Below are 22,291 nucleotides of genomic sequence, written 5' to 3'. Positions count from 1 at the left end.
TCCTCTCAAGGGATCGCTTTGCGCGAAACTCCGCCAGTTAACCCCGCCGCAAAAAACATTTAACCGGATGACTTCCCCTGACCACTGTTTTAGGTGATAGTAACGCCGCTTTACATTAATAATTCTCATTATCATTTGTGCGGGTTTTTACAATGAAAAAATGGTTTTTAGCGCTGGGGCTGCTCACGCTGGCAGGGACGGCTTCGGCCAAAATGATTACCGATGTCGCAGGCCGTCAGGTCGAAGTGCCGCAGGAGGCAAAACGCATTATTCTGGGTGAGGGCCGTCAGATGTATCTGCTGGCGGCATTTGAACCCGATGCCCCGTTCAAACGGGTGATTGGCTGGCGTGACGATTTCCCGAAAGCGGACTGGGACGGTTATCAGGCTTACGAAAAACGCTATCCGGAAATTAAAAAATTACCGACCTTTGGCGGGGCGAAAGATGGCACTTTCAACGTCGAGCAGGCGTTAACCCTGAAGCCCGATCTGGTGCTGATGAATCTGGAATCTAAAGCCGCCACCGATGAAGGCAAACTGATTGAAAAACTGCAGGCAGTAGGCGTGCCGGTGGTGTTTATCGATTTCCGCGAAGCGCCGATGGTGAATGCTGAGAAAAGTATCCGCATCATGGGCGAACTGGTGAACAAACCGGCGCGTGCCCAGGAAATTATCACCTTCCGCCAGCAGCAGATTGACCTTGTCACCTCGCGTCTGAAGAACTTTACCGGCTACCGCCCGAAAGTGATGATTGACCGTGCAGGCGGCTACAGCGACGAGTGCTGCATGTCGTTTGGCAATGAAAACTTTGGTCAGATGGTCGAGATCGCGGGCGGTCGTAACATCGCTAAAGATCTGATCCCTGGCACCTTCGGCACCGTTAACCCGGAACAGATTATCGCCAGCCAGCCGGATGTGGTGGTAGTGACCGGCGCTAACTGGAAGAATTACAATACCGTGGGCAAATGGGTCGGCGTCGGTCCGGGTGCCAATGTCACCGAGGCTACCGCGCGTCTTAAGGGGCTGATGATGCGCGATGCTTTTAAAACCCTGCCGGTGGCGCACAACGGCAATGTCCACGCCATCTGGCATCAGTTCTACGACAGCCCTTACCAGTTTGTGGCTATCCAGGCGCTGGCGAAATGGCTGCATCCCGATCTGTTTGCCGATCTGGATCCGGACGCCACCTTCCGCACGTTCCACGAGAAGTTCCTGCCACTGCCTTATCAGCCAGGATACTGGGTCACTTTACCCGCTGATAAACCCTGACTGACCGGCGATGACAGGGACGTCATCCGCCTGATTTGCAATTCCTCCTGAATAAACCCTCTGTTTCTCTTCAGATTTACTAATCTTTTACAGGCGCGGAGTCAGTTGCTCTGAGCAGCGCGACGTCTGACGCGGTCCGCATTCACGTTAAAAATGGAGAGAAACATGCGCAATACCCTGGGAAGATCGGCCTTTGCCGTGACGCTGTACGCTCTGCTGGAGCCGGTGCCGCTGGGCTTTTTTGTCGCGGCCTGGCTGTTCGATATTCTCTATAGCCAGACCTTTGTGCTGTTCTGGACGGATGCCGCAGGCTGGCTGATTGCGCTGGGACTGATACTGGCGATTGTGCCGCGACTCATCGCGCTGGTTTATCTGTTCCGCGGCAGTGACAGTGCGGAAAAGAGTCATTTCTGGCTCTGGCTGGTGGCGATTGTGATCGCTATCGTCAATGCGTTTATTCACAGCCGTGATGCCGCCGCTGTCATCCCGCTGGGCGTGACGCTTTCGACGCTGGTGGTAGCGCTGCTGCTGCTGGCGAATGTGCAACTTGCGTTACGTCAGCGTAGCGCTTAAGGAGGAGCCACCATGAAGATACCGCATAAAACGTTGCTCGCGCTTACCCTGACAGCACTGCTGGCAGGCTGTGATGATGGTGCGCTTGTCGATCCCCAAAAGCAGATCGGACCGAATCCCGAACTGCCGCAGGCACAGAACTTCTTTATGCCGCCGATGCAGGTACCGGAAGGCACGCCGTGGAAAGCAGGCGAAATGCCAAAAGTGGCTGACGGGCTGAAAATCGAAAAGATCGCTGACAATCTGCAGCATCCGCGTCAGGTTTATGTGCTGCCGAATAACGATGTGCTGGTGGCGGAATCCAACGGCCCGGCCAAACCCACCACCTGGCCTAAACAGCTGATTATGGGCATTGTGCAGAAAGCGTCAGGTAAGGGCGGCGCTGGCGGCAACCGGATTACGCTGCTGCGCAACGTCAATGGCAAATGGGAGCAGCACCGCTTTATTGAGAATCTGCACTCGCCGTTTGGTATGCAGCTGATTGGCAATACCCTTTACGTCGCGAATGCTGACAGCCTGGTGAAGTTCCCCTATCGCGAAGGGGAGACGGAGATCCGCACCGCGCCTGAAGAGGTGACGGAACTGCCGGGCGGGCCGATTAACCACCACTGGACCAAAGCGCTGTTGGCCAGCCCCGATGGCAGCAAGCTCTATGTGGGTGTCGGCTCCAACAGTAACGTCACCGAGAACGGCATTGGCGCAGAGTATCGCCGCGCCGCGGTGCTGGAAGTGGACGCGGCCAGCGGTGCCAGCCGGATCTACGCCAGCGGATTGCGCAATCCGACCGGCTTACAGTGGGAACCGCAGAGCGGAAAACTGTGGGCCATCGTCAACGAGCGTGATGAAATTGGCTCCGATCTGGTGCCAGACTACATGACCTCAGTGCAGGACAAAGGCTTCTATGGCTGGCCCTACAGCTACTTTGGTCAGCATGTGGATACCCGTGCTGAACCGCAGCGTCCCGATCTGGTTGAGAAGGCGATTAAGCCTGATTATGCCCTGAGTTCGCATGTCGCTCCGCTGGGGCTGCTGTTCTACGGCGCAGATAACATGCCGCAATACCAGGGCGGTGCGTTTATCAGTGAACATGGCAGCTGGAACCGTACGCCGCTGAATGGCTACAAAGTGGTGTGGGTGAAATTTGAAAACGGCAAGCCGGTGGGTCAGCCGCAGACGGTGGTCTCGGGCTTCCTGACGGACGACGAAAAGCAGGTGCGTGGATTACCGGTCGGTCTGGCCAGCGACAAACAGGGCGGTGTCCTGATTGCTGACGATGCGGGTAATACCGTGTGGCGAATCAGCGCCGCGAAGTAAGCATTGCGCTGCTTTTTTAAGCAGAAAGCAGGCATAAAAAAAGGATTTGGCATTTCGCCAAATCCTTTATTTTTTGTTCGCTACCCGGCTGGTAACCGCGCTGCGAACGAGGTGCTCAGCACTCTCCACAAACAAGATTGTAAAATGTGCGGCTAAGGATTTCAAGTTTCGCCAAAATGCTGTATGTTTATACAGGTGTTGAGTGTTGAGCATCGCCTCATTGTCGACTGGCCGCTCCCAGGGGCACGGTTTTAAAATCCCGGCAGGCATCAGGTGGTGCTGGCCTGTGGCTTTAACCATGAGTGCCGCTCAGCTCTCTCCACAAAGATGTGCTTAGGCGCCCGGCGGGTAGAGTCAAAGCCCTGGTTGCCGAACAGCGCGCTCCTGTAAAAGGAGAAGGAAAGTGATGGAACTGACTAAGCTGATTCTGGATCTTATCCGGGTCATCTTGCAGATCATCGTTGCCCTTATGCAACTGACCGGTCACGCAGGTTAACCGGAACTTGAAACAAGGCGGAGCTAACCACTCCGCCTTTTTTCTTTGTCAATTCTCTGTCATCGGAGGCGGGTAAGGTGGTGCGGCAAAGCACGCCGCCGGGGCGCTGCTTATTCAGACCGGGAGTTTTATGTCCATTGCCGCCGTTATGCCCGCCCGATTAGCGCACACCTGGATTGATGAGAGTGTGAAGATGCGCGAAACCACTGTGGGTCAGCAGTGTGAGATCCTGGCGCACAGCACGCTGGAGTATAGCGAGCTGGGTGACTTCTCCTATGTCGGCGAACACTGCTGCCTGGCCGATACCCAGGTGGGCCGCTTCTGCGCCATTGCTAATCAGGTGCGCATTGGCGCGCCGAATCATCCTATGGACCGCGCCTCCCAGCATCGCTTTACCTACTGCCCGGAGTATTACCACCCCGACGCCCGACGCGATCAGGACTTCTTTTCCGCCCGACGCGCCGATCGGGTGATAATCGGTCACGATGTGTGGATAGGTCACGGCGTAATTGTGCTGCCAGGCGTCACCATTGGTGATGGTGCGGTGCTGGCCGCGGGTGCAGTCGTGACGAAAAACGTCGCGCCCTACAGCGTCGTGGGCGGTGTTCCGGCCAGGCCACTGCGGGTGCGCTTTACACCGGCTATCGCCGCCCGTCTCCAGCGCATTGCCTGGTGGAACTGGCCGCTGGAGAAACTGCTGGCGAATCTGCCCGATTTTCAGCACGGTGACATCGAAGCGTTCTGCCAGCGGCACGGTGCATAACCCCACGGCGCCGTCAGCCGGTTTGTACGCCGAAATAGCGCACAACCCGCTGGCCATAGAGCCCGACAGCCAGTCCGGCGACGATCAGCAGCAGCGCGGCGATTTTCTGAGGTGAAACCGTTTCGCCAAATATCGCCACTGAACCCAGGATGCCGAACACCGGTACCAGCAGCGACAGTGGCGCGACCGTAGAAACCGGATAGTGTTTCAGTAGCCAGTTCCACACCCAGTAGCCCAGCAGGGTATTGGGATAGACCTGAAACAGTATCGACAACACCGCCTTCACATCCAGCTGAGTGAAGAGTGCGTGATAGCCCGCGCTGCCATTGACCAGCCCGTCCAGCAGGAAGAGTGGAATGGGTGCAAAGGCGCTCGACCAGACCAGAAAAGCAAAAACCTGCCGGGTGCCCGCTTTTTTATTGATGATATTGGCAATACTCCATGCGACCGCGCCTGCCAGCACCAGCAGCATGCCGGAAAACGTCACCGAACCATCGGTAATGAAAAAAATGCTTAGCAGACCGGCGCAGGCCAGCGCACAACCGGCGATCTGATAGCGGCTGAGACGCTCTTTAAATACCCAGCCACCGAGCAGCAGCGTGAAGAAGGCGCTGAACTGCAGCAGCAGCGAGGCGATGCCCGCCGACAGTCCGGTTTTAATCCCCAGATTCACCAGACCCCACAGGCCAATCCCGAAGACCAGGCCATAGCTGATCAGGTAGCGCCACGGCACGTCCGGTTTCTTAATAAAGAACAACGCTGGCAGGGCGCAGAGCGTAAAGCGGATACCTGCCAGGATAAACGGGTCGACCGCCTGCAGGCCGAGTTTGATAACGGAAAAGTTAACCCCCCAGATGGCGGTGATCATGACGGCGAGCAGCAGATGCGTTAATTTCATGAGTGACGTACTCCGGACCAGCAGAGAAAGGCAGAGGCACTGACCGCTGCACCGGCATAGCAGACAGCCTGCCATCCCCAGTGCGTATAAAGCTGAGTGGCGGCGATGGCCCCCAGCGCACTGCCCAGCGAGTAAAAGCACATATAGGCCCCCACCAGACGACTTGCCGCCTCGGGTCGGGCGCCCACGATCAGGCTCTGATTAATCACATGTACCGTCTGGACGGCGAAATCGAGCAGGATCACCCCGAAAATCAGCAACAGTAACGAGGTGTGAAGCGCGGCTATCGGCAGCCAGGAGAAGGTCAGCAACGCCAGGGCTAAGCCAGTGGCACGCTGCCCCAGGCCCAGGTCAGCCCATGCACCTGCTCTGGAGGCCGCCAGCGCACCGGCAAGTCCGGCCAGGCCGAACATCCCGATCTGGGTGTGTGACAGTGACAGGCCGGTAAGTGGCAGTACCATCGAAGACCAGAGCATACTGAAGGCCGCAAAAATCAGCAGCGCCAGGATCCCGCGTCTGCGCAGCTGCGGTTCCGTGAGGAAGAGACGGAAAACAGACAATAAGAGGTGAGGATAAGATGTGCGCCGCGTCTGACCTGCTGTGGCGGGCAGCACTTTCGCCAGGATGAGCGAGATCAGGAGTAACAGGCAGGCAGCCGTCAGATAGACCGCCCGCCAGCCCGCCAGGTCAGCAATCATCCCGGAAACAAACCGCGCCAGCAGGATGCCGATCACGATGCCGCTGGTCACGCTGCCCACCACCTGTCCGCGCTGTTCTGGCGATGCCAGCATGGCGGCCCACGCCACCATCAGCTGCGTGACCACCGCCATTAATCCCACCAGCAGCATTGCACAGAGCAGCGTCATCAGGTCTGGCGCAACCGCAGCAGTGATTAACGCCAGCACGGACAGCAGCAACTGGGTAATTACCAGTTTTTTGCGGTTCACGCAGTCGCCCAGCGGCACCAGAAAGACCAGCCCGAGGGCGTAGCCGCTCTGCGTGGCCGTTATCACTGTGCCAATGGTACCAGGGGAAACCTGCAGGCTGGCGGCGATCGACTCCAGCAGAGGCTGTGCCGAGTAAACATTGGCGACCGCCAGCGCAGAGGTGAGTGAGAAAAAAAAGATCATCCGGGACGAGAGCACCGGGATCGCGGCTGGGGGCGAATCGGCTTCAGGATCACGCGCCTTGCCAATCGTACAGGTCATGTTGCTTTCCTTTCTGGTTTTTATTTGAAACTGGATTGGCGATATCTTTAACCGGGCTGGTTTTTTTTTGCAACTTCTTTTCGGAGTGGCTAAACTGCCATCATGAGACAGGCAGCGTGAGAGAAGAGCATGGCTAAGCAGGAATCCCTGAGAACCAGCGAATGTCCGGTCGCCAGAACCCTGGAGTCGATAGGTGAGCGCTGGTGCATGATGATCGTGCGTGAAGCCTTTGATGACGTCCGCAGATTCAGTGACTTCCAGCGGAATTTGGGGCTGGCGAAAAATATCCTGGCGTCACGCCTGAAGCAGCTGGTGGAGATAGGGGTGTTTGAGATTGCGCCTGCCTCCGACGGCAGCGCCTACAGCGAATATGTCCTGACCGAAAGAGGCCGTTCGCTGTTTCCGGTTGTGGTCGCGATGCGCCAGTGGGGCGAGCGTTACCTGTTTGAGAAGGGCGAAACCCACTCCGTGCTGCTGGATAATGCGGAAGGAAAGCCGCTGCCACGCCTGGAGGTTATCTCTTCACAGGGGCAAAAACTGGAACCGGCCGACTGTCATCGTCAGCGGGTAGTGGCTAAAGGGTAACCGTCAGGGTATTTCCTCCTCTGCACACTCTGAAACTGACAGGCCTGACATCGTACGCGTTACCCGATCATCGCTGTCGCCTGTAGCGGTGATCGAACAAAATGCCTTACTCCCGTTTTACGCCCCGCCATAAGGGCGTTATCCCCCGGAAACAGGTCCCCGCGCTCCCTCATCCTTTCCTGCCCCATCATGACAGGCCTGTCGATATCATCACATTTTCCAATGACCGGTTGCCTTGTAACTTCCCGATGCGCATGACAATATCGCTGCTTGTATAGACATGTACTCTCAACCCTGGATTGGGCAAATCACGCTTTCAGTCAACACGTCTCTCACTGTTCCAGCGAGGAATCTATGTCGGTCAAATCATCTGTATCAGATTATTCAGGCTCAGAGAAACAGGGCCTGTCAGAAACCCGCTCCATTGATTACATCCCGTTGGGTGAACGTCATGGTCATCCCTTTAACCAGTTCACGCTCTGGTTTGGTGGCAATCTGCAAATCACGGCTATTGTCACGGGTGCGCTGGCCGTGGTGCTGGGTGGAGACGTCGTGTGGTCTCTTATCGGCTTACTGGTGGGGCAGATTCTGGGTGCAGCGATCATGTCTTTGCATGCGATCCAGGGTCCGCGCCTGGGTTTACCGCAGATGATCACCAGCCGTATGCAGTTTGGCGTGTTTGGTGCTGTTATTCCTCTGGTGCTGGTGTGCATTATGTATGTGGGATTTTCAGCCAGCGGGACAGTATTAGCCGGGCAGGCGCTGGCTAAACTTATCCATGTCAGTCATTCAACCGGGATGATCCTGTTCAGCATCCTCATCGTGATCATTGCGGTGCTGGGCTATCGCGTGATTCATCAACTGGGCAAGCTGGCGAGCGTCATTGGCGTTTTAGCCTTTGCTTATCTGTTTATCACGCTGTTCTCTGCGCATGACTTATCAGCCGTGTGGCAGAATCAGCACTTTACCCCGGCAAATTTCCTGCTGGCGGTCTCCCTGTCTTCATCCTGGCAAATTGCCTTCTGTCCTTATGTCTCGGACTATTCACGCTATCTGCCAGCTGATGTCTCCGCGAAGAAACTCTTCAGCTCAGTCTTTTTTGGCACTGTACTTGGCACGCAGGCTTCAATGACGCTGGGGGTGATTGTCGCTGCCATTGCCGGAAGTGCGTTTGCAGGCAATGAGGTCGGTTACATCGTGAGCATGGGTAGCACGGCGACCATGGCCATGGTGATTTATTTCGCCATTTGCTTTGGAAAAATCACGTTTACCACACTGAACGCCTACGGCAGTTTTATGTCACTGACCACCATTGTCTCTGGCTTCCGGCAGAAGACCACGCTGAGTCGGGGTGGGCGCATTCTGTTCGTGGTGCTTATGGTTACGCTGGCCTGCGTCATTGCTCTGCTCAGTGAACCGGCCTTTCTGAAATCCTTCACCCACTTCCTGCTGTTTCTGCTGGCTTTCTTTGTGCCGTGGAGCGCGATCAGCCTGACCGATTTCTATCTGATCACCAGGGGCAGGGTTGATGTCCCGGCACTGTCGCAGCCGGACGGACGCTATGGACGCTGGAACCTGGCCGGTATTACCGTCTATTTTCTGGGCGTGCTGGTGCAACTGCCGTTTATCGATAATCCGCTGCACCATGGATCGCTGACCTGGATTTTTGCCGGTAATGATGTCTCGTGGATCATCGGCTGGTTTGCGACGGCACTGTTATGGCTGATCGCCAGCCGCTGGGATCGTCGGGGCATCCCCGAACAGTCAATTTATCCCGCCCAATAACAAGGTCAGACCGCCTGAGCGACTGCCTTTCAGGGAGTGTCACTCTTCGCGGGTGTGTGATCACCCGCGTGTCAGGAAATCCTCTTTTAAGATCAGGCGGCAGAAACGTCCGCTGCGCCGGTCTGCGCCTCGGCCACCAGCGGCTTCTCCGGTTGCAGTAGTGTCATTGCCAGCATACTGCCAAAGGCGATCAGTGCGGTGACGGTAAACATCGCGTTATAGCCGTAATATTCCGCCAGCCAGCCGCAGAGCATCGGAGAGATAATCGCTGCCAGATTGGCTATCGCCAGCGTCATGCCACTATAGGTACCCACCGACGCTTTAGGGGTGACATCAATCACCACCGACCAGTAGACATTGTTTACCAGTGCATTCAGCGCATTGCCCAGGGTCATCAGTGCAATAATCCCGGCAGCCGACTGCACATAGGGGATCGCCATAAAGCAGCAGGCGGTGCCGCACAGCGTGACGGCGGCAAACAGATTGCGCGCCAGACGCAGATTACGGAAGCGAGCCAGCAGGGCATCGGCAATGCGACCGCCCAGCAGCACCGTAATACAGGCGCCGCTCCACGGGATCATCGCGACGTACCACAGTGAGTGCAGGTCGTAATGGAAATTATCCTGCAGATATTTCGGCATCCAGGTCACCAGGGTAAAGGTGATGTAGAGGAATGAGAAGTAGCCCAGCGCGTTGCAGACCAGGGTGCGGCTGGTAAAGAAGCGCCACCAGGGCAGTGGTACGCTGTCGCCCGCGCTGCGGCGCTGACCGGTCTGGATAAGCTGACGTTCTGCGGCATTGGTATGTGGACTTTTCTCCGGGCTGTCGCTGAAGGTGCGGGCAAACAGCGCCATCGCCAGCAGGGAGAAAACACCGAGCAGGATAAACATCATCCGCCAGTCATGGGTCAGCAGCAGCAGGCCCACCGCAATCGGGGCGGTCAGCAGCGCGCCAACCTGGGTCGAGAGCAGGCCGATGCCCAGCGCAAAGCCGCGCTCATTATCGGGTGCCCAGTGAGCAATCGCCTTGTTCATCAGCGCATAGGCCGGGCCTTCGGAAAAACCAAACATAATGCGAAGGGCAGCAAAGCCCATAATGGCGGATCCGCCAAACAGCGCCATGCCCAGTTCCCCCGCCCAGGCGGTGGCGATCTCCAGCAGCGACCAGAGTACGCCTGCCAGCAGCCAGACTTTTTTCGTGCCGATACGGTCGGCAAGAAAGCCGCCACACAGCGAACCAAACAGATAGCCAAAGCCAAAGTAGCCCAGCACTGCACCGAGCTGGACTTTGCTGAAGTGATACTCCGCCGCAATGGCGTTAGCCGCAAACGACAGGGCGCCGCGATCGATATAGTTGATCAGGGCGATCAGGAACAGCAGTGAAAATATGGTGTAACGGTAACGGCTGGTTGTCATCTCACTTCTCCTGATTAAATGTCTCAGGAGAGCAGAAGCAAAATTGATGCCGGAAAGGGTATTTATCCGGCAAACCGCGGACAAGCACAGAATTCGGGCCTCTGAGTCCGCACCGAAGGGGGTTAACTGATCCCGCTAATAATTCGCCTGCGCTTCAATGCGGTGCAGCCGCTGCCTGTCGGTGGTGAGGCTCAGGCGGCGTTATGATGGTTGGGGCTGACGTGTGGCAGCGGGATAACCACGGCTTCCGTGACTGCTTCTGTATCAGCCGTCCCGACCTGGGGTATTTCGCCAACGTGTTGTAAAATCTGCTGCTGATAAGTCGCATCTGCCACCGTAGTCTGTTCACTCAGCAGTACGCCTGCCTCATTGACGTTTTTTCCGTCCACTTTTATTTTGCTGGTGGCACTGGCCAGCATCCACTCATATTCAATATCGACGTGGCCGCTATCAATACAGCGGATACCGTGCTGACTTAAATCATATGCCAGCACGGTTGCGGTCGGCCCTAATGAAATCAAGACCAGGTCAAAGTTGACGGCATTCTTTAAAACGGTATCAAACAGACGATCATAGACGGAAAAGGCATTACGGTTCAGCGTCGTAATACGTTTCACTTCGCTGGCTCCCTCCAGTAAATCATTGCCTAATCCCAGGCGCGTTCCACTGCCTTCCACAATTAATACCCGGCGGCCCTGATAGAGCTGTTTAAACTTATCAAATATCGTCCGGGATAATTGCTTGCCTTTATAATCGTGATAGGGACGGGTCACCGAGGTATTTCCATACTGGTACTGTTTATTCAGCAGAGCCTCATAATATTTAAAATAAAATGATTTATGGAAGAACCAGAACAGGGCCGACCCACCCCGCATATTACGGGTGGTGCGAAAGGCATCCGGCAGACAGATCAGACAGTTCGGATTGGCCCCTGAATCCTGCTGCAGCAAGGCTTTAAGCCGTGCAGAGAGATTCGGGTCAAATGGCTGAAAACCGATATTTTTATACCAGGTCATTTCCAGTTCACCGTCGCCATAACGGGCCAGGGATAATTGTGGGTTACGTAATAATAGATCGACAGTCTCTTCTATCGACATGACGGAATAACGCTTTACCCGTGCCTGCGCGGCAGGATAGCGAATGGCAGCATTAAGAAACTTAAAAGGGAAACGAAACTTGCGATAAATAGCGTGAAGTGCGGTCATAGTTAACCTGCCTGGTTTATTGCTGCCAGAAAAATCCCGCCTGCTGGCCGGATAAACGAATATAAGAGAGCTGATATATATCACAGGTAAAATAAGCGTCATGCTACGGAATATCTGAAATCGTTTTCATCGGCAAAATGCCTTTTTTCATTAATCTATTCCCTGCGAATGCTTTTACAGGAAAATAATAAAAGCGCGCTCTGGATGGCATAATTAAATCATTTAAACATCAGCGACACCGCACCAGCGTTGATGAAGCCGCCAATAATAACAGCAGGGCAGTAACATTCCCGATTTCAGCAATAAGAGTTATTTCAGAGCAGAGTTAATAAACCATTATGATTATTTGACTCTGAAAATCTTTCGTCGGGCACACTTTAGCTGGCGTTACAGAAGGGCGGCTTGTCTGTTAATTAATCGCTTTTGAACAAAAGGTGCGGTCGTTAGCAGCCTATGGTTAATTTTTTGTGATGGATATCCCGTAATCAGCCCTTCAGAAAGTAAAAAAAGCGGCCTGACCGCATTAACAGGTGACATTTATAATAAATATTTCTAATGATTAACGCTTATACACGTTTTTACATATTTCGTGCGTAAGTTAAAATCTCGTTGAATTTATGTTTCCAGCTTAACCTTTCAATTGCCGCTAATGACCCGAGGATGGATCATGATCAATAAAATAACCAGTATAATCATGGTGATATTTGCTATCGCCCTGATTTACATGGGAGGACAACTCCTGCTTGCAGGAGGCAGCGCGTTCTATGCGCTGATGGGCGTGGGCGTTCTGCTCAGCGCGATTCTGCTGTTGATGAACAAACGCAGTGCGCTGACGCTTTATGCGCTGCTGATGTGGATCACTCTGTTCTGGACTATCTGGGAAGTGGGCTTCGACAAATGGCAGTGGATCCCGCGCGGCGACCTGTTTGGCGTGCTGGGTCTCTGGCTGGCGCTGCCGTGGGTGGTGCGTCCGCTCTATCAGGGGCAGCGTCGTTTCCATCCTTTCCTCGGGGGTTCCGTCGTCCTGATGGTGCTGCTGGTCATCGGTCTCTGCTTCTACGATCCGCTGCCGCAGCAGGGCGCCATTAATACGCCGCGCAACGCCTCTGCGACCGGCGGTGCCGCTGAAGAGTGGAGCGCCTATGGCGGAACCACAGATGGCCAGCGCTTCTCGGCGCTGAAGCAGATCACTAAAGATAACGTGAAAGATCTTGAAGTGGCCTGGACCTATCACACCGGCGACCTGCGTCAGGGTGATGATGCGACCGAATACACCTTTGAAGCGACACCGCTGAAAGCCAACGGCATGCTCTACTTCTGTACGCCGCACAACGAAGTCCATGCTCTTGACCCGGAAACCGGTGCGGTGAAGTGGAAAACGACGCCGGATAAAAACCGCTCTTATCTGCAGCAGCACCAGACCTGTCGTGGCGTGAGCTACTTCGATGCCGGTCAGCAGGCGCAGGCGCAGACGGGCGCATCGCCGGCCATCTGCCGCAAGCGTATCTTCAATGCCACCACCGATGCCCGCCTGCTGGCGCTGGATGCCGATACCGGTAAAGCCTGTGCTGACTTTGGTGACAACGGTGTGGTGAATCTGCGCGCCAACATGGGCGAGGTGCGTCCGCACGCGCTGATGCAGACTGCCGCGCCACTGGTGGCGGGCAACCTGGTGATTGTCGGCGGTTCGGTGATGGATAACGGCTTCAACAGCGGTAACCCATCAGGTGTGATCCGTGCCTATGATGCCGTCAGCGGTCGTCTGGTGTGGAACTTCGATCCGGCTAACCCGGATAACACCGCACCGGTCGCTGAAGGGGCAACCTATCCGCAGGATACCCCGGTCGCCTGGGCCACCCTGAGCGCCGATCTGAAAAACGGCCTGGTCTATGTGCCGTTTGGTAACGCCTCGCCGGATGAAGTGGGACTTGAACGCGATCCCGCCAGCAACACTGAAAAATTCCGTGATGCGCTGGTGGCACTGGATCTGAAAACCGGTGCGTTCAAATGGCGTTATCAGAGTTCGAACCACGACCTCTGGGATCGCGATAACCCGTCACAGCCGTCGCTGGTGGACATCAACTATCAGGGCAAACCGCAACCGGCGGTGATCCTGCCGACCAAAACCGGCAACCTGTTTGTGCTGAACCGCCTGACCGGCGAACCGGTTTATCCGGTAGAGCAGGTTAAGGTCTCCACGGATGGTATTAAAGGCGAGCAGTATGCGGCGACTCAGCCGGTCTCAAGCCTGAACTTCATTCCGCAGCCGCTGACTGAGAAGTCAATGTGGGGCATTACGCCGTTTGACCAGATGGCCTGCCGCACCACGTTCCGTGAACTGCGCTATGACGGTAACCCGTGGACGCCACCAACGGAGAAAGGCTCGCTGATCTTCCCGGGCAACATCGGGGTGTTTAACTGGGGTTCAGTAGCGGTTGATCCACAGCGTCAGATGCTGATTGCGGCACCGGTGCGCCTGGCTTACAAATACAACCTCATCAGACGCACGCCGGAAACCGAAAACCAGCGTACCTTCACCAAAGATGGTACGCCGTACTGGAATGAGAACTTCCACGGTGACTACGCTATCCACATCCAGCAGATGGCGTCGGGTCTGGGTATTCCCTGCATCGCGCCACCGTGGGGACGGATGGTCGGTGTGGATCTGACCACCGGCAAAACCGAATGGCTGCGTCGCGTCGGCACCACCAAAAACCTCAAGACCAGCTTCCTGCCTGGCCGCTTCCCGCTCGGTTTCCCGATGGGCATGGTGGCGCACGGCGGACCGCTGCTGACGGCGGGTGATCTGGTGTTCCACGGCGCAACGGCAGATAACTTCTTCCGTGCTTACGACAGCACCACCGGCGAACTGCTGTGGCAGACTGAACTGAGCGCGGGTGCGCAGGCCACGCCATCCACCTTTATGGGCAAAGATGGCAAGCAGTATGTGGTAATTGCCGCGGGCGGCCACGGCTCGCTCGGTACCACGGCGGGCGACAGCGTTGTCGCTTTCCGTCTGAAGTGATTGTTTAAAAAACCGACCCGCTGAGCGCCGCCCTGGCGCTCAGCTTTTTTCACACCTCTGCCTGCCAGATCTCACACCCGGCTTCGCGCGACAACCTGTTGTATTTCATCTCAATTCTTTCATCTCCGCATTCACATCATCTGATAACGCATCGAAACCATTTCGTGACAGCGCTCCCGCTTTAACGATTTCTCCTGCCTGACAGACTTGCGCATTAAGCCGCGAGGCGTAGATTAATATATGACTTCACAATTTATCGTGAACACGAAAAGTACTTCACAATACGCACTCTGAAGGATTGATGCTCATGTCGGAACTGAAATTTGCTACCCGTCTTAACTCTTTCGCCTCGGGGGCGCACCTCTACTGGCCCGATCAGCAGGGCAAGCCCTCTGTGCTGCAGATGGTTGCCCGTGCAGGCAAGGTCAAAGGCTTAACGCATCTCGACCTCAACTTTCCGCAACATCTCACCAGCGATATTCCCACACTGCGCCAGGCGATCAGTGATGCGGGTCTGGCCGTTAACGGTATGCAAATGCGCTGGGACGCGCCGCAGTTCAAAATCGGCGCGTTTACCCATCCCGACGCGAAAGTGCGTCGCGAAGCGATTGAGCTGACCAAACGGGGCATTGACGCGGGTCGGGAATTTGGTTCACGGCTGATGACGCTGTGGATGGGGCAGGACGGTTTCGATTACTGCTTCCAGGCGGACTATAAGAAAATCTGGGAGGATGCGGTCAGCGCCGTGCGTGAAGTGGCGGAGTATGCACCGGACGTTGACGTCAGCATCGAATATAAACCCAATGAGCCACGCGCCTACAGCATCTTTCCCAACGCCACCACCTGTCTGCTGGCCGTGGAAGAGGCGGGCTGCGCCAACCTGGGGATCACCCTGGATTTTGCTCATGTACTGTTTGCCAATGAGATCCCGGCTTACGCCGCCGCCATGGTGGCGCGCCGCTCACGGCTGCTGGGGCTGGACCTTAACGACGGCTGGGGCAAGCGTGATGACGGCCTGATGGTCGGCTCAGTCAACCCTCGCGCCACGCTGGAGTTTCTCTGGCAGATGCAGCGTGATGGTTATCGCGGTGCCTACTACTTCGATACCTTCCCGGATGCCAGCGGTCTTGACCCGATCCGTGAGGCAGAAAGCAATATTGCGACCGTGACCCGTCTGCTGAGGCTGTGTGACCAGCTGCACGACAACGCGGCGTTACTGGCGGCCATCGGGCGTCAGGATGCGGTGGCCTCTCAGCAGATCGTCAATGACATCATGCTGGCCCGCTGACAGCCGATTAATCATAAAAACATCACACCTCTACCCAACACCCTGAGAATAAAAAATGAAAAAACGCCTGCTTGCTCTTATCGCCTCCTCACTGCTCTGCAGCACGGTTTATGCGGCAGAACTGGCACCGCTGCAATCCGATACTGAACCGGATCGCACCGACTGGACCCAGCTCGACACCAAATATGGCGCACTGCCAAAAGTCGATAAGTCGCTGAAGATTGGCGGGGTATCGAAAACCCTGACCAATGAGTACTGGCGCTCACTCGGCCAGGGCTACCAGAACGCGGCGAAAAAGTATGGTTTCACTGTCGCTTATCAGGCGGCGGCCAATGAAGACGATCAGCTCGGTCAGCTCTCCATTGCGGAAACCCTGATCTCGCAGGGCTTTAACGGCCTGCTGGTTTCGCCGCAGACCGATATCAACCTGGAGCCTGCACTGGAGAGTGCCAACAGTAAAAATATCCCGGTGGTGAACGTTAATGATGCGGTAATGCCGAATGCGCGCTACTACGTCGGCAACGTCCAGAAAGACAATGGCGTGCGGGTGGCGAAATGGTTTATTCAGCACCATCCGCAGGGCGGCAAAGTGGCGGTGATTGAAGGGCAGCCAGGGGTTTATGCCGCCGGACAGCGCACCCGTGGCTTTAAAGAGACGCTGGACAGCGCCGGTAAGTTCACCATCGTGGCCAGCGTACCCGCTAACTGGAGTCGTGAGCAGGCCTTTAACGCCGCATCGACCATTCTGCAGCAGCATCCTGATTTGATCGGCTTCTACGCCAACAACGACACCATGGCGCTGGGCGTGGTGGAGGCGGTACGCGCGCAGAACAAAGCGTCACAGGTGGCCATCTTTGGCACTGACGGTATTTCCGATGCCTACGCCTCGATTAAGCGCGGCGAGCTGACCGGCACGGTCGACAGTTTCCCGGTGCTGACCGGTGAAGTGGCGATGGACGTCATTATCCGGCTGATCAACGGACAGAAACTGTCGCGCGTTGTCTCGACACCCCAGGCGCTGATCACCAAAGAGAATGTCGAAGCGTTCTCAACCAAAGACAACAACCGGTTGCGTCAGCTGCTGGCTCAACAATAAGTCAGCGGGAGCGGGTATGGAACAGTTTCGCTTAATGATGCGTGGCATCAGCAAAAGTTACGGTAACGCCGCCGCGCTGCAGGATGTCGATTTCTCAGTGCGGCCCGGCGAGGTGCACGCGCTGATTGGGGAAAATGGCGCGGGTAAGTCGACGCTGCTGAATATCCTCTCCGGCGTTCGCGGTGCGGACAGCGGAGAGATCAGCGTCAATGGAAACCGGGTGCAGATCCGCAGTCCGCTCAGCGCCCGTCAGGCCGGGATCGCGATGATCCACCAGGAGTTACAGCATGTGCCTGAGCTTTCCGTGGCGCAGAACATGTTTCTGGGTCGCCCGCTGACCCGCGCCGGAGGCTGGTGGGTGGATAAAAAGGCCCAGCTGGCGCGGGCTACCCTGATTCTGAAGACGCTGGATCCCACTATCGATCCCGATACGCCGATCAGGAACCTCAAGGTATCGCAGCAGCAGATCGTTGAGATTGCCCGGGCGCTGCTGGATGACGCCAAAATCATCGCCATGGATGAGCCGACCTCCAGCCTGACGCCACGCGAATTTGACCGGCTGGCGGAGCTGATTGGCGATCTGAAGTCGACCGGCGTCTCGCTGATCTATGTCTCGCACAAGATGAATGAGATTTTCCGGGTGTGCGACCGCGCCACCATTATGCGTGACGGAAAGCAGGTTGGGGTGGTCAACATCAATGATGAGGATGAGGAGAGCATCGTCGCCAAAATGGTCGGACGGAAGATCGACAAGCTTGACCATCAGGCGTTTGTCACCGATCGCGAAGTGATGCGGGTAGAGGATCTGACGCGTGGCAATGAGGTGGTGGCGGCAAACTTTAGCGTTCGTGCGGGCGAAGTGCTGGGCATTGCCGGACTGGTCGGCGCGGGGCGCACCGAACTGCTGAAGCTGATTGCCGGTATCGACAGGCGCACCCGTGGCACGGTGAGCGTCAACGGTGCCGCGGTGAAGAACCACAACGTGCGTGCGGCGATCAAGGCGGGCATTGGCCTGGTACCAGAAGACCGCAAAAAAGAGGGCATTATCAAAGAGCGGGCGGTGAAGATGAATATGGCGCTGCCGTCGATGCACCGCTTCACGTCGGCGGGGCTGATGAACCAGGCCCGGCTGGACCGCGAGGCGCTGAGGGTCATGGGCGACCTGAAACTGCGCCCGCTCGACATTGAGAAAACCATCGGCACGCTGAGCGGCGGCAATCAGCAAAAAGTGATCATCGGCCGCTGGGTTGCGGCGGATGCCAATGTGTTTCTGTTTGATGAACCGACGCGCGGTATCGATATTGGTGCCAAGTCTGAAATCTATCACCTGATTGAAAAACTGGCCCAGGCGGGCAAAGCCATTGTGGTGGTGTCGTCAGAAATGACCGAGATCATGCGCATCTCCGATCGGGTGTTGGTGATGCGCGAGGGCCGGATAACCAAAGAGTTAACCGGCAGCGCGATCACCGAAGAGAACATTGCCCGTTATGCCATCAAAGATATCGACCAGACCGCCTGACCGCTTACCTGACACTATTTAAGGTTATAACTATGACAACTCAGACATCTACCGGGCCGGGTACCCGACCTGCGCTGCGGCTTAAATTTAATCTGCGTGATGCCGGTACCTTAATTGGCTTACTGATTATCGTGGTGACATTTTCGTTTCTGTCGCCGGTCTTTTTCACGCTGCCTAATCTGCTGAATATTCTGCAGCAGTCCTCAATCAACGCCCTGATTGCACTGGGCATGACGCTGGTGATTATCTCCGGCGGGATTGACCTCTCGGTCGGCCCCACGGCGGCGCTCTCTGCGGTGCTGGGTGCAACCCTGATGGCATCGGGCGTGCCGGTGCCGCTGGCGATCCTCGCGACGCTGGGTGTGGGCGCGATGTGCGGGCTGTTCAGCGGCACACTGATCGCCTATGCCGGGCTGCAGCCGTTTATTGTGACGCTGGGCGGCCTGTCGCTGTTCCGGGCAATTGCGCTGATCTACACCGGCGGCAATCCCATCTTCGGTATTCCGCTGGAATTTCGCAGCCTGATTAACAGTACGCTTTTCGGTATCCCGACGCCGATTGTGATTGTGGCAGTGATTGCGCTGCTGCTGTGGACGGTGATGAATAAGACCCCGCTGGGGGAATATATTCTGGCGATTGGCGGCAATGAAGAGGCGGCGCGGGTCGCAGGTGTGCCGGTTAAGCTCACCAAGGTCACGGTCTATATCTTCTCCGGCTTACTGGCCTCACTGGCCTCGCTGATTCTGATTGGTCGTCTGGGGGCTGCCGAACCGACCATCGGCAACCTGTGGGAACTGGATGCGATTGCGGCGGCGGCCATTGGCGGTGCGTCGTTAATGGGCGGCAAGGGCAGTATCTTCGGAACGCTGATCGGCGTGGTTATCCTCGGTGCGTTACGTAATGGCTTGACCTTACTGAACATTCAGGCCTTTTACCAATTGCTCGCTACCGGCCTTATTATTATCATAGCGATGTTGATTGACCGGGCGACCCGAGGCAAGTAATGAAGCAAGATCCGCGAGCCATTGGCGCTCAGATTCGCATGCGTTTGCCCCAGCTGACGCCGTTAGAACGTCGGGTAGCTGAGGCGATAATTGCCCGAACCGACATTACCGAGCAATCCTCATTAAAGGAGATTGCGCGGGAGAATAATGTCTCTGAAGCGATGATCGTTAAGATTACCAAAAAACTTAACTTCACCGGCTTCAGGCATTTCAGAAGTGGCCTGATCTATTACAACCAGTCTGAAGTGGCAGGGCTGCATGCGGAAATTGAGCCGGATGATTCGTCGGAGCAGTTGCTGGCCAAAGTTTTCAGAACCTCTATCCAGGCGATTGAAGAGACCTTATCGATTCTGGATGTTTCTGAATTCAATCGTGCGGCGGACATTATCTTTAAAGCGCGTCATATCGATCTCTACGCCGTGGGCGGTTCTGCCGCCGTGGCGCGGGACCTGTCACACAAGATGCTGAAGATTGGCATTAAGTCGACTGCCTATGACGACGCCCACATCATGCTGATGTCAGCCGCCGTGTTATCTGATGACGATGTGGTTATCGCCATCAGCCATTCGGGTGCTACGCGTGCGGTGAACGATCCGGTCAGACTGGCGGGGAGGAATGGCGCGAAAGTTATCGCCATTACCAACTATGCCGAATCCCCGATCGCGAAGAGTGCGCATGTGGTCCTCAATTCAACCTCTCAGGGATCGCATCTGCTGGGTGAAAACGCCGCGTCACGCATCGCCCAGCTCAATATTCTGGATGCGCTGTTTGTCGCTATCGCCAAGAAAGATCTGAAGCGGGCGGAGAAGAACCTGATGAAAACCCAGCATGCGGTTCAGGATCTGCGGGAATTCTAGCTATGAGCAAAATTGCAGTCACCGGCAGTCTTCACTACGACATTATGCTGGATGCACACCATCGCCCGGAAAAAGGCGAAACGGTGATGGGCAGCGCCTGTCACTATAAGTTTGGTGGCAAGGGGGGGAATCAGGCCGTCGCAGCGGCACGCGCGGGTGCCGCAGTGCGCTTCGCCGGTTCAGTGGGGCGCGATCAGCAGGGGCAATTCCTGCTGGATCATCTGCAGCAGGCCGGGGTCGATTGCACCGCCGTCAGCATCATTGATGCGCTTCCCTCCGGGATGAGCGTGGCGATTACCGATGCCGAAGGAGATTACGGTGCGGTGGTGGTCTCCAATGCCAATCAGCAGATCCCGCTGGAGACCTTTGAGCAGCCCGGCTTCTGGCAGGGGGTGTCGCTGCTGGTGCTGCAAAATGAAGTCCCGGAAGCGGTGAACCTCTGTGCGGCCCAGGCGGCACAGCAGCGGGGGATTACGGTCTGCGTCAATGCCGCGCCCGCCCGGCCGTTGTCAGCCGCGTTTGAAAACTGTATCGATCTGCTGGTGGTGAACGCCATTGAAGCGCGCGATATGTGCGGGATTAGTGTGCAGGATCTGACGTCGGCGCGCTCAGCGGCAGAATCGCTGGCCAGCCGGTTTGCCAGAGTGGTGGTTACCGCTGGTGAACATGGTGTGGCTTACAGCGAGGCGGGAGAGACGCATACCCTGGCGGCGCAGAAGGTGACACTGGTGAGCACCCACGGTGCCGGGGATTGTTTTGTCGGCGTGTTGTGTCAGCGCCTGAGTAGCGGGGTAACGCTGGCAGAAGCGGTGAGTGCGGCAAATCGTGCAGCTGCCGAACACGTTTCCCGGCAGCCGCACTGATTAATGGCGTGCCACGTCAGTGACGCGGCACGCTAACGTCATCAGGCGCCGACGTTCACCACGGTTTTACCAAAGTTTTTGCCATTCAGCATATCGATAAACGCCTGTGGCGCGTTCTCTAATCCTTCAATCATGTGCTCGCGATAGTGGATTTTTTTGTTCTCCACCAGCGGACGCATCGCCTCCAGGAACTCAGGGTAACGGTCACCATAATCCTGGAAGATGATAAAGCCCTGCATACGGATACGGCGTTTCAGAATGCCCGCCATGATCAGAGAGGTTCTGTCCGGGCCTTGCGGCAGCTCACGCTGGCTGTAAGCCGAGACCAGACCACAGACCGGCACGCGCGCAGCGGTGTTCAGCAGCGGGAATACGGCATCAAACACTTTGCCACCGACGTTTTCGAAGTAGATATCGATGCCATCCGGGCAGGCATTTTTCAGCTGCTCTTCAAAGTCGGCGCTATGGTGATCGAGGCAGGCATCAAAGCCCAGCGTATCGACCGCGTAACGGCATTTCTCTTCACCGCCCGCCACACCAACGACACGGCAGCCTTTCTGTTTACCCAGCTGGCCGACCGTTGCGCCCACCGGACCGGTTGCGGCGGCAACGACCAGGGTTTCACCCGCTTTCGGCTGACCAATATCCATCAGACCCATATAGGCGGTAAAGCCTGGCATACCGAGAATACCCAGCGCCCATGAGGGATGAGGCAGATCGTTGCCCAGCTTCGCAATCTCTTTGCCATCGGAGACGGCATATTCCTGCCAGCCGCTCTGCGCCAGCACCCAGTCACCGGTCTTGAAGTCACTGTTTTTCGATTCGGCGACCTGACAGACGGTGCCTCCCACCATCGGCTGATCCAGCTCTGCCGGCGCGGCGTAGGATTTACCCTCGTCCATCCGCCCACGCATGTAGGGGTCAAGCGAGAGATAGATGGTTTTCAGCAGTACTTCACCCTCTTTGATTTCCGGGACGGGCTGCGCCACATGGCGGAAATTCTCTTTGGTCGGCTCACCGTGTGGGCGTGAACCCAGTAACCAGGCATGGTTCTGGGTTGCTTGTTCAGTCATATTGTCATCCTTTTATAGCCGGGCAATGCTCAGGGCACCACCATATGAATACCGGG

General features: G+C 56.3%; 18 protein-coding genes. 13 read left to right on the top strand and 5 right to left on the bottom strand.

What is annotated here, in order from left to right:
- The first annotated feature begins 152 nt into the window (after positions 1 to 152).
- The 4 genes from AFL22_RS19265 to AFL22_RS19245 all read left to right on the top strand — a co-directional run bounded on the left by AFL22_RS19265 (position 153) and on the right by AFL22_RS19245 (position 4,414).
- Complete coding sequence (locus AFL22_RS19265; RefSeq protein ID WP_052271956.1) at positions 153 to 1,268, top strand: ABC transporter substrate-binding protein; 1,116 nt, start codon at positions 153 to 155, stop codon at positions 1,266 to 1,268.
- 165 nt (positions 1,269 to 1,433) lie between these two features.
- The gene (locus AFL22_RS19260) at positions 1,434 to 1,841 is read left to right on the top strand and encodes a hypothetical protein (protein WP_010244987.1); all 408 of its coding nucleotides are present in this window, start codon (positions 1,434 to 1,436) and stop codon (positions 1,839 to 1,841) included.
- Between the two features lie 12 nt (positions 1,842 to 1,853).
- A complete protein-coding gene (locus AFL22_RS19255; RefSeq protein WP_052271955.1) occupies positions 1,854 to 3,155 on the top strand; it encodes a sorbosone dehydrogenase family protein in 1,302 nt (433 codons plus the stop codon).
- 626 nt (positions 3,156 to 3,781) lie between these two features.
- Positions 3,782 to 4,414 (top strand): DapH/DapD/GlmU-related protein, encoded by a 633-nt coding sequence (locus AFL22_RS19245; protein ID WP_052271954.1) that lies wholly within the window; start codon positions 3,782 to 3,784, stop codon positions 4,412 to 4,414.
- A gap of 13 nt (positions 4,415 to 4,427) precedes the next feature.
- Here the strand turns inward: AFL22_RS19245 and AFL22_RS19240 are convergent, their stop codons facing one another.
- A complete protein-coding gene (locus tag AFL22_RS19240; protein ID WP_022625667.1) occupies positions 4,428 to 5,312 on the bottom strand; it encodes an EamA family transporter in 885 nt (294 codons plus the stop codon).
- Entirely contained in the window at positions 5,309 to 6,520 is a 1,212-nt protein-coding gene (locus AFL22_RS19235; protein WP_052271953.1) for an MFS transporter, read from the bottom strand. The genes AFL22_RS19240 and AFL22_RS19235 overlap by 4 nt, the downstream gene beginning before the upstream one ends.
- A gap of 129 nt (positions 6,521 to 6,649) precedes the next feature.
- Between AFL22_RS19235 and AFL22_RS19230 the strand changes: the two genes are divergently transcribed.
- Positions 6,650 to 7,105, top strand: coding sequence for a helix-turn-helix domain-containing protein (locus AFL22_RS19230; RefSeq protein ID WP_033757616.1), 456 nt, complete (start codon positions 6,650 to 6,652; stop codon positions 7,103 to 7,105).
- Positions 7,106 to 7,459: 354 nt separating this feature from the next.
- Positions 7,460 to 8,890, top strand: coding sequence for a cytosine permease (locus AFL22_RS19225; protein WP_033767224.1), 1,431 nt, complete (start codon positions 7,460 to 7,462; stop codon positions 8,888 to 8,890).
- A 92-nt stretch (positions 8,891 to 8,982) separates the two neighbouring features.
- On the opposite strand, the gene AFL22_RS19220 is transcribed toward AFL22_RS19225, so the two are convergent.
- Positions 8,983 to 10,305: an MFS transporter gene (locus AFL22_RS19220; RefSeq protein ID WP_010670137.1), complete on the bottom strand. Its 1,323-nt coding sequence runs from the start codon at positions 10,303 to 10,305 to the stop codon at positions 8,983 to 8,985.
- Between the two features lie 191 nt (positions 10,306 to 10,496).
- Positions 10,497 to 11,510, bottom strand: a complete 1,014-nt coding sequence (locus AFL22_RS19215) for a GT-D fold domain-containing glycosyltransferase (RefSeq protein WP_052271952.1) — start codon at positions 11,508 to 11,510, stop codon at positions 10,497 to 10,499.
- Between the two features lie 667 nt (positions 11,511 to 12,177).
- Here AFL22_RS19215 and AFL22_RS19210 point away from each other — a divergent pair.
- The 7 genes from AFL22_RS19210 to AFL22_RS19180 all read left to right on the top strand — a co-directional run bounded on the left by AFL22_RS19210 (position 12,178) and on the right by AFL22_RS19180 (position 21,162).
- A complete protein-coding gene (locus tag AFL22_RS19210) occupies positions 12,178 to 14,535 on the top strand; it encodes a membrane-bound PQQ-dependent dehydrogenase, glucose/quinate/shikimate family (RefSeq protein ID WP_052271951.1) in 2,358 nt (785 codons plus the stop codon).
- Between the two features lie 307 nt (positions 14,536 to 14,842).
- Positions 14,843 to 15,823: a TIM barrel protein gene (locus AFL22_RS19205; RefSeq protein ID WP_022625661.1), complete on the top strand. Its 981-nt coding sequence runs from the start codon at positions 14,843 to 14,845 to the stop codon at positions 15,821 to 15,823.
- Between the two features lie 55 nt (positions 15,824 to 15,878).
- On the top strand, positions 15,879 to 16,919 hold the full coding sequence (locus AFL22_RS19200) for a substrate-binding domain-containing protein (RefSeq protein WP_031592324.1): 1,041 nt from the start codon (positions 15,879 to 15,881) through the stop codon (positions 16,917 to 16,919).
- A 16-nt stretch (positions 16,920 to 16,935) separates the two neighbouring features.
- Positions 16,936 to 18,438, top strand: coding sequence for a sugar ABC transporter ATP-binding protein (locus AFL22_RS19195; protein ID WP_052271950.1), 1,503 nt, complete (start codon positions 16,936 to 16,938; stop codon positions 18,436 to 18,438).
- Between the two features lie 32 nt (positions 18,439 to 18,470).
- Complete coding sequence (locus AFL22_RS19190) at positions 18,471 to 19,442, top strand: ABC transporter permease (protein WP_052271949.1); 972 nt, start codon at positions 18,471 to 18,473, stop codon at positions 19,440 to 19,442.
- Entirely contained in the window at positions 19,442 to 20,299 is an 858-nt protein-coding gene (locus AFL22_RS19185) for a MurR/RpiR family transcriptional regulator (RefSeq protein ID WP_010244943.1), read from the top strand. The genes AFL22_RS19190 and AFL22_RS19185 overlap by 1 nt, the downstream gene beginning before the upstream one ends.
- A 2-nt stretch (positions 20,300 to 20,301) precedes the next feature.
- Positions 20,302 to 21,162, top strand: coding sequence for a PfkB family carbohydrate kinase (locus tag AFL22_RS19180; RefSeq protein ID WP_033779184.1), 861 nt, complete (start codon positions 20,302 to 20,304; stop codon positions 21,160 to 21,162).
- 41 nt (positions 21,163 to 21,203) lie between these two features.
- Here AFL22_RS19180 and AFL22_RS19175 read toward each other — a convergent pair whose 3' ends face one another.
- Positions 21,204 to 22,235 (bottom strand): NADP-dependent oxidoreductase, encoded by a 1,032-nt coding sequence (locus tag AFL22_RS19175; protein ID WP_052271948.1) that lies wholly within the window; start codon positions 22,233 to 22,235, stop codon positions 21,204 to 21,206.
- Between the last annotated feature and the right edge of the window lie 56 nt (positions 22,236 to 22,291).

Origin of the sequence: Pantoea sp. CFSAN033090, from assembly GCF_001264395.1 — a bacterium.
Lineage (GTDB): Bacteria > Pseudomonadota > Gammaproteobacteria > Enterobacterales > Enterobacteriaceae > Pantoea > Pantoea agglomerans.
The sequence above is the reverse complement of the archived record's forward strand: the minus strand, read 5'-3'. Positions and strand labels throughout refer to the sequence as shown.